The 12,563-nt window shown below is 52.0% G+C and carries 12 protein-coding genes; 9 read left to right on the top strand and 3 right to left on the bottom strand.

The window, feature by feature from the left end; all coding sequences use genetic code 11:
• The first annotated feature begins 143 nt into the window (after positions 1–143).
• From SPL68_RS00785 to xerC, 6 genes are all read left to right on the top strand, one after another.
• Positions 144–1,352: a sigma 54-interacting transcriptional regulator gene (locus tag SPL68_RS00785; RefSeq protein ID WP_323813158.1), complete on the top strand. Its 1,209-nt coding sequence runs from the start codon at positions 144–146 to the stop codon at positions 1,350–1,352.
• Positions 1,353–1,566: 214 nt separating this feature from the next.
• Positions 1,567–1,767 (top strand): LPS translocon maturation chaperone LptM, encoded by a 201-nt coding sequence (gene lptM, locus SPL68_RS00780; protein WP_323813157.1) that lies wholly within the window; start codon positions 1,567–1,569, stop codon positions 1,765–1,767.
• A gap of 48 nt (positions 1,768–1,815) precedes the next feature.
• Positions 1,816–3,063 (top strand): diaminopimelate decarboxylase, encoded by a 1,248-nt coding sequence (lysA, locus tag SPL68_RS00775; protein ID WP_323813156.1) that lies wholly within the window; start codon positions 1,816–1,818, stop codon positions 3,061–3,063.
• 25 nt (positions 3,064–3,088) lie between these two features.
• A complete protein-coding gene (gene dapF / locus SPL68_RS00770) occupies positions 3,089–3,919 on the top strand; it encodes a diaminopimelate epimerase (protein ID WP_323813155.1) in 831 nt (276 codons plus the stop codon).
• 27 nt (positions 3,920–3,946) lie between these two features.
• A complete protein-coding gene (locus SPL68_RS00765; RefSeq protein ID WP_323813154.1) occupies positions 3,947–4,639 on the top strand; it encodes a DUF484 family protein in 693 nt (230 codons plus the stop codon).
• A gap of 23 nt (positions 4,640–4,662) precedes the next feature.
• On the top strand, positions 4,663–5,604 hold the full coding sequence (gene xerC / locus SPL68_RS00760; protein ID WP_323813153.1) for a tyrosine recombinase XerC: 942 nt from the start codon (positions 4,663–4,665) through the stop codon (positions 5,602–5,604).
• Between the two features lie 91 nt (positions 5,605–5,695).
• On the opposite strand, the gene SPL68_RS00755 is transcribed toward xerC, so the two are convergent.
• The 3 genes from SPL68_RS00755 to SPL68_RS00745 form a co-directional block, all read right to left on the bottom strand.
• Complete coding sequence (locus SPL68_RS00755) at positions 5,696–6,232, bottom strand: glycine zipper 2TM domain-containing protein (protein ID WP_323813152.1); 537 nt, start codon at positions 6,230–6,232, stop codon at positions 5,696–5,698.
• Positions 6,233–6,368: 136 nt separating this feature from the next.
• Positions 6,369–7,022, bottom strand: a complete 654-nt coding sequence (locus tag SPL68_RS00750; protein ID WP_323813151.1) for a DsbA family oxidoreductase — start codon at positions 7,020–7,022, stop codon at positions 6,369–6,371.
• Positions 7,023–7,054: 32 nt separating this feature from the next.
• Entirely contained in the window at positions 7,055–7,909 is an 855-nt protein-coding gene (locus tag SPL68_RS00745; RefSeq protein WP_323813150.1) for an SDR family oxidoreductase, read from the bottom strand.
• Positions 7,910–8,013: 104 nt separating this feature from the next.
• Between SPL68_RS00745 and SPL68_RS00740 the strand changes: the two genes are divergently transcribed.
• The 3 genes from SPL68_RS00740 to SPL68_RS00730 all read left to right on the top strand — a co-directional run bounded on the left by SPL68_RS00740 (position 8,014) and on the right by SPL68_RS00730 (position 12,529).
• Positions 8,014–8,448: a winged helix-turn-helix transcriptional regulator gene (locus SPL68_RS00740; RefSeq protein ID WP_323813149.1), complete on the top strand. Its 435-nt coding sequence runs from the start codon at positions 8,014–8,016 to the stop codon at positions 8,446–8,448.
• Positions 8,449–8,496: 48 nt separating this feature from the next.
• Positions 8,497–11,481: a bifunctional [glutamate--ammonia ligase]-adenylyl-L-tyrosine phosphorylase/[glutamate--ammonia-ligase] adenylyltransferase gene (gene glnE / locus SPL68_RS00735; RefSeq protein WP_323813148.1), complete on the top strand. Its 2,985-nt coding sequence runs from the start codon at positions 8,497–8,499 to the stop codon at positions 11,479–11,481.
• 118 nt (positions 11,482–11,599) lie between these two features.
• Entirely contained in the window at positions 11,600–12,529 is a 930-nt protein-coding gene (locus tag SPL68_RS00730; protein ID WP_323813147.1) for a branched-chain amino acid transaminase, read from the top strand.
• The last annotated feature ends 34 nt before the right edge of the window (positions 12,530–12,563 follow it).

The following is a 12,563-nucleotide window of genomic DNA, read 5'->3' as shown; positions in this document are numbered from 1 at the left end:
TCACTCCTTTATATGAATGCTGGCTGCGCGCCTTATGTGAGCTGTAATCCCCTGTAATGGGCAATCGCTTGTAAGGGCTATAGATTGCCACAAGATGCCACGATTTTCCCACTTATGTCTGCACGAATTACGAGACTGTCGCCATGATCGCCCTGTTTCAAGCTGCATTGAAAAACAAGCCGCTCACCCGTGCTATCCATAAGTTTAACCAGTCCACCACTGCCAAGTGGGTGCCGGTCAATAAAAGCTTTGTCACCCTGTGCAAGATTATTCTGACCTCGGCGGTAGGGCGTTTGGGGTTGACCCATGCTGCCATCACTCTGCGCTGCGTGACCCATCAAGGGCATCGCCACTTATTGTTGGTGAATGATGAGCGGGATTTACAACTGGCTGCGGTTGGGCGCGTTGAGGAATTTTTTATCTCCACTCAAGAAGTAGCTGAATCACCCTTTGAGCATTTTGTTGCCGCGCAGGCGTTTAGCTTGTCGCTTAATTTCAAGCAGCCGCAAGGGCAGCCACAGCGTTTGGGTTATTTGGTGGCGCAAGTCGGGCCAGATGCAAGCTTGTCGCAGGCGCAGCTCAATAAGGAATTGACGCTGGTGGCCGATGAAATTATTCGCACCATTGGCCGCTACCAAACACGCTATCGCGCTATTCATATTTACGGTGACCAGAGTTATTGGGTCGGCAATAGCAAAGCATTGCGCCAGCTGGATCAACGGATTGATCTTTTGGCCAAAGGGAGCAAGCCGGTATTGATTCGCGCCGACAAAGGCTGCGGCAAAGTGATTGCCGCGCGCAGCCTGCACTGTTTGTCGCGCACCGATACTGCTCCTTTTATCGAATCTGATTGCCGTGAGTGGGAGGCGGATTCGGCCGTGAGTATTTTGCAATCGCTGCACACTTTTGCGCGCGGCGGCAGTTTGTTTATCCGCAACATAGATGCACTTAGCGATACCGATTTTAAGGCGCTGCGCAGCTTTTGGTTGAAGGTGAGTAAGCTCTCGTTCGATGGCGTTGAGAGTTTACGTCTGATTATGAGTTTGAGCAGTGAGAATGCGCCCTTGGGCGGTGCTCAAAGCCAATGGCTGGCGCAACATACACAAGAGTTGCGTCTGCCAAGCTTGGCTGAGCGGCGCGATGATGTGCGAGACTTGGCGCAGTTTTATATTCGCGAACTGGCCTTGGGGGCGGAGCTGGATTTAACTGAAGAGGCGTGGCAGCTGCTGGAAACTGCAGAATCTCTGGCTGATGTTGAGCAGTTAAAAGCGGTTATTCAAAAGCTATCCCTGCTTGCCGATGGTGTTCTGGTATCGGCAGATGAGTTGCGGCAAGCGCTGGGGCTGGGCTGAGGCTCGGCCTTTTTGGCATATCGCTCAACGAAGAGCGATGGCCGTCCTTCCGGTATTTTTCGTTCCATATTCCTAGTGTTTTACTTCCTGTTCCTCGCTTAATCGCCCCAAATGGATGGCGCCCGTTTTGTTGTGAGCCTGCAAGTGCAGGGTTATACTGCCCCGTCTTTTATCCCGGCTCCGCTTTATAGCGGGGCGCAATCGGACTCTGGTTATGAAAACTACCGCTGTATTCCTCTTGCTTGGCTTGAGTTTTGGCCTCGGTGCTTGCGGCCAAAAAGGCCCGCTGTATTTGCCCCAGCCTGCCAAGCCGCAACCGGAAGTATCTGCTCCGAAAGCTGTGCCTGAAGCTGCCGCGCCATCATCTGCCGCAGCGACTCAAGCGCAAACCAGTTCGGCCGCAGCGCCGGATTAATACCTAAACACTATCTGCCCCAGACCGCTTTTTTGATCGAGATTTCATATGCAGCATTTCACTGAACGCAATGGCGAACTCCACGTTGAAGATACTCCGCTCGCCGCCGTTGCCGAACGCTTTGGTACGCCCTGTTACGTTTACAGCCGCGCGGCTTTTACCCAGCAGTATTTGTCATACGCGCAGGCCTTGGGCTCGCACCCCGGCATGATTTGTTATGCGATCAAAGCGAATTCCAATTTGGCGATTTTAAATATGCTCGCCAAACTCGGCGCCGGTTTCGATATCGTCTCTGGTGGCGAATTGGAGCGTGTTCTGCTCGCTGGCGGTCAGCCATCGCGCATCGTATTTTCCGGCGTGGGTAAAACCGCAGAGGAAATGGCGCGCGCGTTAGATGTTGGTATTTTCTGCTTTAACGTTGAGTCGGAAGCTGAGTTGGAATTGCTTGCCGAAGTGGCCGCACAAAAAGGCAAAGTCGCTCATGTCTCGCTACGTGTGAATCCTGATGTGGATGCAAACACGCATCCTTATATTTCTACCGGATTAAAAGAAAACAAATTCGGTATCGCCATTGAGCGCGCACCAGCGGTGTACGCGCGCGCGGCGCAATTGCCAAGTTTGGCGATCAAAGGTCTGGACTGCCATATCGGTTCACAGCTCACTCAGCTCACCCCATTTTTGGATGCGCTCGACCGCTTGTTGATTCTGGTCGATGAGTTGGCGAGCAAAGGCATCACCATTTCCCACTTGGATTTGGGTGGCGGTTTGGGCGTGACCTATCGCGATGAAACTCCTCCGCCAGTGGCAGATTACATGGCCGCAATCAAAACCAAATTGGGCGATCGCAAATTAGCGCTGATGTTTGAGCCGGGTCGTTCTATCTCTGCCAACTCGGGCGTGCTGCTCACCAAAGTGATGTTCCTCAAGCCTACCGAGCACAAAAACTTTGCGGTGATCGATGCGGCCATGAATGACAATATCCGCCCAAGTTTGTATCAAGCTTGGCAAGACATTCGTCCGGTAAAACCGCACGCCGGCGACGTGAAAAAATGGGATCTGGTTGGTCCAATCTGTGAGACCGGCGATTTCCTCGGTAAAGATCGCGACTTGGCCATTGAGCCGGGTGATTTACTGGCGGTAATGTCCGCTGGCGCCTATGGTTTTAGCATGAGCTCCAACTACAACACGCGCGGCCGTGCGGCTGAAGTGATTGTCGATGGCGATCAAATGCACTTGGCGCGCGCGCGCGAAACCTTTGAAGATATGATTCGCGGCGAAATGCTGTTACCGGAATAACTGGCCGGATTAAGTGGAAGATAAAATGCGTTTACGTTTTAGCAAAATGCATGGTTTGGGTAACGATTTCGTCGTAATCGACGGCGTTAGCCAAAGCGTGCGTTTAACACCGGAAAAAATTCGCTATATCGCCGACCGCAATTTTGGTGTGGGTTGCGATCAAATCCTATTGGTGGAAACTCCCGCAGCGCCGGACGTGGATTTTCGCTATCGCATTTTTAACTGCGACGGCAGCGAAGTAGAAAACTGCGGCAATGGCGCGCGCTGTTTTGCAGTATTTGTGCGCGAGCGCAAACTCACAGGCAAAAGCATTATTCGTGTTGAAACTGCGGGCGGTTTAATTGAATTGCGTGTGCAAAAAGATGAGCAGGTGAGCGTCGATATGGGCGCGCCACGTTTGCAACCGGCGCAAGTTCCTTTTGTTGCCGATGCGCAAGCAGTGATTTATCCATTTGAAGTCGCTGGCAAAACCTACGACATTTCCGCTGTGTCTATGGGCAATCCTCACGGTGTATTGGTGGTGGATGATGTAAGCACTGCGCCCGTTGCCGAGCTTGGCCCGCTGATTGAAAGCCATGCGCGTTTTCCTGCGCGCGTGAATGCCGGATTTATGCAAATCCTGTCGCGCAATGAAATTAATTTGCGTGTGTACGAGCGTGGAGTAGGCGAAACTCTCGCCTGCGGAACCGGTGCTTGCGGTGCTGTTGTTGCCGGGCGCTTGCGCGGTTTGCTCGATGATAAAGTCAAAGTAAATCTGCCCGGTGGCAGTTTGCAGATTGAATGGCCGGGCGAAGGCCAGCCGGTGATTATGACCGGGCCTGCGGTTACGGTTTTCCACGGACAAATAAAAATTTAATAAATAGACGCTATTAAAGTAGGAACTATGAACGAAAAAATCCCAACGCTCGCTGATCCACTGGAACCGGAACAAATCGAAGCTTATTTGCGCGAGCACCCGGATTTTTTCGAGCAACATCACGACCTACTTGCAGAAATCAGTCTGCCGCATGAATCCGGTACTGCCGTGTCACTGGTTGAGCGGCAGGTGGCGATTCTGCGTGAACGCAATATCGATATGCGCCATCGCCTGAGCAAACTGCTCGACAACGCGCGCGACAACGACAAGTTGTTTGATAAAAGTAAACGCTTGGTGCTGAGCTTGTTGGAAGGTCAGGACATGGGCGATATTATCGATGCGCTTCACTACAGCTTCGATAAAGATTTTAATATTCATTTCACCAGTGTGATTCTGTTTGGCAACAGCGACAAAATCCCCAGTAGTCAGGCGCGCGTGGTAAGCATCAGTGAAGCGCGTGAAAACCTTGGGCCTTTATTGAAAAACAGTCGCGCTGTCTGCGGTACTCTGGGTGCAAAAGAAATGGAATTTATTTTTGGCGAACACGCCAGCGAAATAGGTTCTATTGCTACAGTTCCGCTGATTCACGGCAGCGCGTTTGGTCTGCTTAGTATCGGTAACCGCGACCCACAATACTATCGCTCTAGTATGGGCACCTTGTTTTTGAGTTATATTGCCGAAGTGCTCAATCGTTTATTGCCAAAATATTTGCCTCGCTAACTCCTTTTGCCCAACGGAGATGTATGACTGACCTTTCTCCACCGGCTACATCCTTGCCTTTTAGTGAACAGCTTGCTGCGTTTTATACCTATATGCGCAGCGAGCGGCAGCTTTCACTTCACACCCAAACCAACTACGCGCGCGATCTGGAAAAATTCCAGCTATTTTGCGAATCAAAATCGATTCGTGAATTGCATCTGCTTGGCGTTAATCATGTGCGCATGGCCGTGACGCAATTGCATCGTGAGGGTTTGGGCGGGAAAAGTTTGCAGCGCTGGCTGTCATCGCTGCGCAGTTTTTTCCAGTTTTGTATCAAACGCGGCTGGCTTAAAAACAATCTTGCCGATGGCATAGCTGCGCCCAAGTCGCCCAAGGTTTTACCCAAAACGCTGGATGCCGATCAGGCGGCGCAGTTTGTTCAAGTCGAAGGTGATGACTTTATCAACAAGCGCGACCGCGCTTTGCTCGAATTAATTTATTCATCAGGTTTGCGCTTGGCGGAAACGGCGAGTTTGAATTTGGTCGATATTGATTGGCATGACGGTATGTTAACCGTCACCGGCAAGGGCAATAAAACCCGCACCTTGCCGATTGGTTCGCACGCGTTAACTGCGCTGCGCGAATGGCTGGAAGCGCGCAAACTCTATACGCAACCCGATGAGCCAGCGTTATTTACCACCCAGCGTGGCAAGCGCATTAGTCATCGCGCAGTGCAAATGCGTATGCAACAACTCAGTGCGCAGCAGGGCATGGACAATCCGGTGCATCCGCATATGCTGCGCCATTCGTTTGCCAGTCATATGCTCGAATCCAGCGGCGATTTGCGTTTGGTGCAAGAGCTGCTCGGCCATGCCAATATTTCGACCACGCAAATTTATACCCACTTGGATTTTCAACATCTGGCCAAGGTTTACGATAAGGCGCATCCGCGCGCGAGTAGAAAATCTGATGTAGATAATGAGTAAACCTGGTTATTAAAAATAAAACTCCGCGCAAACAAAAAGCCCGTCGATTTTTCAATCGACGGGCTTTTTCAATATGGATTAACGAAAAAAATTATTCCGCGTTTTGTGCCAATTGTAACTGACCGTTTTCCACTGGAATTTTATTGCCGGGATCGTAATCCAGTTTGATGCTGGATTCTTTTCCATCCAACAAATAAACCACTTTATAGCCGGTGATGTCTTCGCGGGTTTCGTAGGTGGTTTTGCAGCGCTGTTCAACAGTCGTGTAGGTATCATTTTTTTGCATGTTACCTTGTACTTTATCGCCTGCATAACCACCGGCAACTGCGCCTGCAACTGTGGCAACTTTTTTACCATTGCCGCCACCAACTTGATGACCTAGCGCGCCGCCTACCACTGCACCAATTACTTTCCCTGCGATGCGGTTTTCATCCTGAACCGGTTTTTGACGCACTACCGTTTCATCGCGACATTCTTCGTGCGGAATTTTGGTTTCTTTGACGATAGGCGTGCTGCTGATCACTTCAGCGTAATCGGCGGCAGTCAGCATTTGATAACTGCCAATAGCGCCGCCTGCAGTTGCGATACCCACACCCAAGACAGTACCAATCATCATCGATTTGTTCATTTTTTCTCTCCTACAGCCTGTGCTGTTTGTTTACATGACTCCATGTAAACAAGAGTTGGATGAACAAAAACTTAATGCTTTTTTATGTGTGTGAAGTTGGGATTCAGTCTGCGCAGAAAATGTGACCTGGTTGGGTTTATGAAGAATTTTTTTGTTGTTGGGCGATATCGCGCAATGCCTGCACATAAGCATCGGGCGTTTGTGCGCCCTGTAATAAGTGTTGGCGATTTAATACCAGGCTGGGGACGGCGCTGATTCCTGCGTTAGCCCAAGCCTGTTGTGTCCCACGTACATCGCGCACAAATTCATCACTAGCAAGGATCTCGGCTGCTCTGTTTTTATCCAATCCGCTCGCAGCCACAATATCCAACAGCACTTCAATTTGGCTGATATCGCGCCCTTCACCTTGATAAGCCTGCATAAGTGCGCGTTTTAACTCCAATTGCTTTTCTGCGGAATATTCTTGCTCGGCCCAATACAACAGGCGATGACAATTAAAACTGTTCCATAAGAATTCGCGCTCGGCAAAAGTGAAATTTAATTCGCGTCCGCGTGCGGCAATAGTTTCGTGAACGCTGCGGATTTGTGCATCGCCCATGCCGTATTTTTGTTGCAAATAATCGTGCAGTTTTACGCCGCTTGCGGGGAGTTGCGGATTTAATTCAAAGGGTTGGCAGTGAATTTCCAGTGGGATTTCATCGCCTAGCTGTTTAATTGCTGCACCCAATGCGGCCAGCCCCAGTGCGCACCAGGGGCAGTTGATATCGGAAATAAAATCGATGCGCAGCATGGGGAATCCTCTTTTGTTTCGGCAAAGTAGTGTTATGCGCTTAATGCAGCTTTGATTGAATCGGCCAGTGGTGTTGTAGGGCGACCAATTAATTGGCTGAGTTGATGCGAGTCATCAAACAGTGCGCCCTGCGCCGCTTCGGCATCTGATGCGGCTAGCAAATCAGCAATGGGTTCAGGTAGTCCGGCACCTTCCAAAACAGCTTTGTATTCTGCTTCGGGCAGGTTGTTGTAGGGAATATTTTTTCCGGTCTGCTGCGATAGTTCAGCGGCAAACTCTGCCAGTGTATAAGCAGTATCGCCAGCCAGTTCATAAATTTTTCCAGCGTGATTATCGCCCAGTAACACCGCGACTGCTGCAGCTGCATAATCGCTGCGCGCTGCTGATGCAATCTGACCTTCGCCTGCGCTGCCCAGAAACACGTTGAATTGCAGTGCTGCGGGAATACTTGCAGTGTAGTTTTCGCTGTACCAGCCGTTGCGCAGGAATACAAACGGAATGCCAGACGCTTTGATCTCTTGCTCGGTTTCTTTGTGTTCAAATGCCAAGCCCATAATGGATTTTTCAGCGTTGAGGATGCTGGTGTAAGCCAAGAGTTTTACACCGGCTTTTTTCGCTGCGTTGATGACATTGCGGTGTTGGGGGATGCGCTGGCCTATTTCACTGCTGCTGATCAGCAATAATTTTTCCACACCCGCCAATGCAGATTCGAGACTGGTGGGCTGAGTGTAATCTGCTTGGCGAACCTGAATCCCTCGTGCGCTCAGTGCTTCCGCTTTGGCTGGGCTGCGCACCAGTGCGACTATTTTGTTGGCAGGGATTTTTTGCAGTAGTTGGTCGATAACTAAAAGGCCAAGTTGGCCGGTAGCGCCGGTAATAGCAATCATGATGAACCTCATAAAAGTAGATGTTGAAGACTTGCCTGTGCCCCAGGTTGAGAGCAGAATAGCAATCAAGCTAACTTTTAGTAAGTACGCACAAAAAGGTAAGTATGAAAAAATCTGAATTGATGGTGGATTCACCTGCGGCCAGTTACAACTCAATCAGTGAGGCGCTGGAGGCGGGCGATGTGTTTGCCGATAAGTGCCCCTCGCGTCTGATCCTCAATCACATCACCAGCCGCTGGGGAGTATTGGTGCTGGTTGCGCTCTTATCCGGCACCCATCGTTTTAGCGAGTTGCGCCGCAAGATCACCGGCGTGAGCGAGCGGATGCTGGCGCAGACGCTGCAAGTGCTGGAGGCGGATGGATTTGTCGATCGCCGCTCCCTGCCGGTGGTGCCGCCCCATGTGGAATACAAGCTTACGCCGGTGGGTATCGAGGTGGCTGAGCAGGTGCGCAATCTGGTGGATTGGATTGAGCAGAATCTGGGGCGGATTAATTTGCCGCAGGCTGAAACCTCAGAGGCCAATGGCACCCATGCTTAATCCGCTGCTAGTATTCCTCTCAAACACCGTCCATCACGAGTTATTGTTATGCTGAATTTCAACGGCGTTCCCGCCGAGTTGCAGCCCGCCGCCCAGCGTTATTGGGAGCAATTTGAAACCGCCATCCAGAATCAAAATCTGACCCATCCGCGCGATCTTTTACCCGCAACTATCAGTGCAGATGAATTTTCTGGGCAGCTAACCCGCGCGTTAGTGGCGAGTGAATTTATCGCCAAAACCTCAGCGCAAAAGCCCGCATTTTTGTTGGATTTGATTGCCTCGGGCGCATTGTTTCGCGCACAGACGGATGAGGATTTGGCCGTTTTTGCTAATCTGGTCAATGCCGGACTTAATGATGCTGATGTGGATGCGCGCCTGCGCCGCGAGCGCAATAAGGCGATGATTCGCATCATTTGGCGCGACTTGAATCGCGTAGCGACAATGAGCGAGGTGACGGCGGAGCTGTCGCGCTTTGCGGATAAATCCATCCAGCTGGCGGCGGAATACCACTATCGCGCGCTGGAAAAGCTCTATGGCACGCCAATCGGGCGCGACTCCGGCAAAACCCAGCCGTTTATGGTGTTGGGCATGGGGAAATTGGGCGCGGGGGAGCTGAATATCTCCTCTGATATCGACCTGATTTTTACTTTCCCTGAAGGTGGCGAAACCAATCACACCTCGCGCGCAGTGAGCAATCAGGAGTTTTTCGTCAAACTCGGCCAGCGACTGATTAAAAGCCTCGATGCGATTACGGTCGATGGCTTTGTGTTTCGCACGGATATGCGCCTGCGCCCGCACGGAGAAAGCGGCGCGCTGGCAATGAGTTTTGCGGGGTTGGAGGATTATTACCAGACCCAAGGGCGCGAGTGGGAACGCTACGCCATGATCAAAGCGCGCACCGTGGCTATGGCGGGCGGTGAGGAGCAAAAAGCCGCGCGCAAGTATCTGCGCGAGATGCTGCAGCCCTTTACCTATCGCCAATATATCGATTTCAGCGCCATTGAATCCCTGCGTGAAATGAAGGGGTTAATCGCGCGCCAAGTGCAGCGCAAAGGTATGAACTTGGATGTAAAGCTGGGCGAGGGCGGCATCCGCGAAGTGGAGTTTGTGGTGCAGGTATTCCAGCTGATCCGCGGCGGGCGCGATGTGAATCTGCGCAAGCGTAAAGTGCCGGTATTGCTGCCGATTCTGGAGCAGGAGAATTACCTGCCGCCGGGCACGGGCGCGGCGCTCTTGGAAGCCTATATTTTCCTGCGCAATACCGAGCACGCGATTCAGGGTTATCAGGATAAACAGACCCAAGCCTTGCCGGTTGATCCGCTTGGTCAGCAGCGCTTGGCATGGGCGATGGGCTTTGATAGTTGGGATAGTTTTTTTGCGGTGCTGAGTGACTATCGCAAACGCGTGAATGCCGAGTTCAAAGCGGTAATCGCCGCGCCTGATGAAGAGGAATCTATCGACCAGAAATCCCTGAACTTCTGCTTGAGTTTATGGGAGGGTAGTTTGCAAGGTGATGATGCGGTGCAGGTGCTGGAGGCGCGCGATGTAGATTCGGCGCCGGCGCTAGTAAAAAATCTGGCTGACTTGCGCGCGAGCCGCGCAATCCTGTCGATGCAAGCCAGCGGTCGCACCCGTTTGGATGCCTTTGTGCCGCGCTTGCTGCATATGCTATTTCAGGAGGCGGGTGCAGGTAAGTTACCGCTAACTATCGCGGAAACCTTTGCCCGAATTGCGCCTTTCATTGAGGCGGTAGCACGCCGCACCGCTTATTTAGTGCTCTTGGTGGAAAACCCCACAGCGATTCATCAGTTGATCCGCCTCTGCGCGGCTAGCCCGTTTATCGCCGATCAAATTACGCAATATCCCGCCTTGCTTGATGAATTGTTGACCCCTGAGAGCCTTTATACCCCACCGGATAAATCCCGCTTGCGCGATGAATTGCGCCGCGATGTGCTGCGCCTGACCTGGGATGACCTCGAAGGGCATATGGAAGCGCTGCGCTATTTCCGTCTTGCGCATGGTTTGCGCGTGGCGGCGAGTGAAGTGACTGGTGCGCTACCGCTGATGAAGGTGAGCGACTACCTGACTTACATCGCCGAAGTGGTGCTGGAGCATGTGTTGCAGCTGAGCTGGGAGCACTTGGTCGAGCGCCACGGTCGCCCGCGCCGCGCCGATGGCTCGGTCGATTTGACGCCGGATTTTGTGATCGTCGGCTATGGCAAGCTTGGCGGTATTGAGTTGGGGCATGGCTCGGATTTGGACTTGGTGTTTATCCACAATACCGATGCCAATCTCAGCACCGATGGCGAGCGCGCGATCGACAATATCACCTTCTACACCCGCCTCGGGCAGCGCATCATTCATGTGCTCAATACCTATACGCCCTCGGGCAAGTTGTATGAAGTGGATATGCGCTTGCGTCCCTCTGGTAATTCGGGGTTACTGGTGTCATCGCTCACCGCATTTGAAAAGTATCAGGCCAATGAAGCCTGGACTTGGGAGCATCAAGCGCTGGTGCGCGCACGGGTAGTGGCGGGCGATGAGCAGCTGGGTGAACAGTTTGAACAGGTGCGTCAGCGCATCTTGATGCGCGAGCGAGATTTGGATCAGCTGCGGGTGGATGTGGGCGACATGCGTCGCAAGATGCGCGAGCAGTTAGGAAGCGAATCAAAATCCAAACCAAACCATCTAAACAGCCCGAAAACACCGGCGTTATTTAATTTGAAACAGGATGCCGGTGGTATCGTGGATATTGAATTTATGGTTCAATACGCGGCCTTGGCTTGGGCCTGTAAAGCGCCCGGGATCATCCGGTACACGGACAACATTCGCATACTCGGATCACTGGAAGAGGCAGGCTTACTCGATGCCGACTCCGTGGCCCACCTGATCGCGGCTTACAAAGCATATCGATCCACCGGGCACCGCCTCGCGCTACAGCGTCAGGAGGCGGTACTGGAAGGCGACAATCATTTCCTGAGCGAACGCCAGCAAGTCACAGCACTGTGGCACAGGTTAATCGATCAGCAGTAATTGTCGCCCTGAATACTGAGTGCAACGCAGCTGCGGCTGCGTCCCTGATTCCTCGAATACACAGAACGTTTTCGAACAAACAGAACTTTTCGAACACACAGAATTTTTTGGAGCTGCTATGTCTTTTGCCGATCGCGACGGCGTTATTTGGCTTGATGGTGAACTTATCCCATGGCGCGATGCCAAGGTTCACGTTTTAACTCACACACTGCATTACGGAATGGGCGTTTTTGAAGGCGTCCGCGCTTATAAAAGCGACTCACTGGGTACCAGTATTTTCCGTCTGCAAGAACACACTGATCGTCTGTTCCGCTCTGCGCACATCATGCGCATGAAAATGCCTTACACCAAAGATGTAGTAAACGAAGCGCACAAAATGGTCGTGCGTGAAAACGGTTTGGCAGAAGCCTACCTGCGCCCAATGGCGTTTTACGGCTCTGAAGGTATGGGTTTGCGCGCTGACAATCTGAAAGTCCATGTGATGGTTGCTGCATGGCACTGGCCGTCCTACATGTCGCCGGAAGCACGCGACTTGGGTATCCGCATTCGCACCTCCAGCTACACTCGCCATCACGTAAATATTTCTATGTGTAAAGCGAAGGCAAACGGTCACTACATCAACTCACTGCTGGCGCTGCAAGAAGCGCTGGACAGCGGTTGTGAAGAAGCCTTATTGCTGGATAACGAAGGCTATGTAGCAGAAGGCAGCGGCGAGAACTTCTTCCTGGTGCGCGATGGCATCATCTACACACCAGAGCTGACTTCTTGCTTGGACGGTATCACCCGCAACACCATTTTCCATTTGGCGGCTGACTGCGGTTACACCATCAAAGAAAAGCGTATTACGCGCGATGAAGTTTACGTTGCCGACGAAGCTTTCTTCACCGGTACTGCGGCAGAAGTATTGCCGATTCGCGAGTTGGATGGCCGTCAAATCGGCGAAGGCCGTCGCGGCCCGATTACCACTCGCTTGCAAGAGTTGTATTTCAAATCTGTGCGCGGCGAATTGCCCGAGCACACCAACTGGTTGGCGCCGGTTGCAAAATAATCGCCACAATAACGGAGCCGAATGGCTCCGTTAT

The organism is Cellvibrio chitinivorans (assembly GCF_035117775.1).
Taxonomy (GTDB): Bacteria; Pseudomonadota; Gammaproteobacteria; order Pseudomonadales; family Cellvibrionaceae; genus Cellvibrio; species Cellvibrio chitinivorans.
Note: the sequence above shows the minus strand (reverse complement) of the source record. Positions and strands in the feature narration are given on the sequence as shown.

Excerpts from the sequence above, each read along its gene's own strand:
- dapF (WP_323813155.1), top strand. The coding sequence starts at position 3,089 with ATGCGTTTACGTTTTAGCAAAATGCATGGTTTGGGTAACGATTTCGTC.
- lptM (WP_323813157.1), top strand. The coding sequence starts at position 1,567 with ATGAAAACTACCGCTGTATTCCTCTTGCTTGGCTTGAGTTTTGGCCTC.
- SPL68_RS00740 (WP_323813149.1), top strand. The coding sequence starts at position 8,014 with ATGAAAAAATCTGAATTGATGGTGGATTCACCTGCGGCCAGTTACAAC.
- SPL68_RS00730 (WP_323813147.1), top strand. The coding sequence starts at position 11,600 with ATGTCTTTTGCCGATCGCGACGGCGTTATTTGGCTTGATGGTGAACTT.
- lysA (WP_323813156.1), top strand. The coding sequence starts at position 1,816 with ATGCAGCATTTCACTGAACGCAATGGCGAACTCCACGTTGAAGATACT.
- SPL68_RS00765 (WP_323813154.1), top strand. The coding sequence starts at position 3,947 with ATGAACGAAAAAATCCCAACGCTCGCTGATCCACTGGAACCGGAACAA.
- glnE (WP_323813148.1), top strand. The coding sequence starts at position 8,497 with ATGCTGAATTTCAACGGCGTTCCCGCCGAGTTGCAGCCCGCCGCCCAG.
- xerC (WP_323813153.1), top strand. The coding sequence starts at position 4,663 with ATGACTGACCTTTCTCCACCGGCTACATCCTTGCCTTTTAGTGAACAG.
- SPL68_RS00745 (WP_323813150.1), bottom strand. The coding sequence starts at position 7,909 with ATGATTGCTATTACCGGCGCTACCGGCCAACTTGGCCTTTTAGTTATC.
- SPL68_RS00750 (WP_323813151.1), bottom strand. The coding sequence starts at position 7,022 with ATGCTGCGCATCGATTTTATTTCCGATATCAACTGCCCCTGGTGCGCA.
- SPL68_RS00755 (WP_323813152.1), bottom strand. The coding sequence starts at position 6,232 with ATGAACAAATCGATGATGATTGGTACTGTCTTGGGTGTGGGTATCGCA.
- SPL68_RS00785 (WP_323813158.1), top strand. The coding sequence starts at position 144 with ATGATCGCCCTGTTTCAAGCTGCATTGAAAAACAAGCCGCTCACCCGT.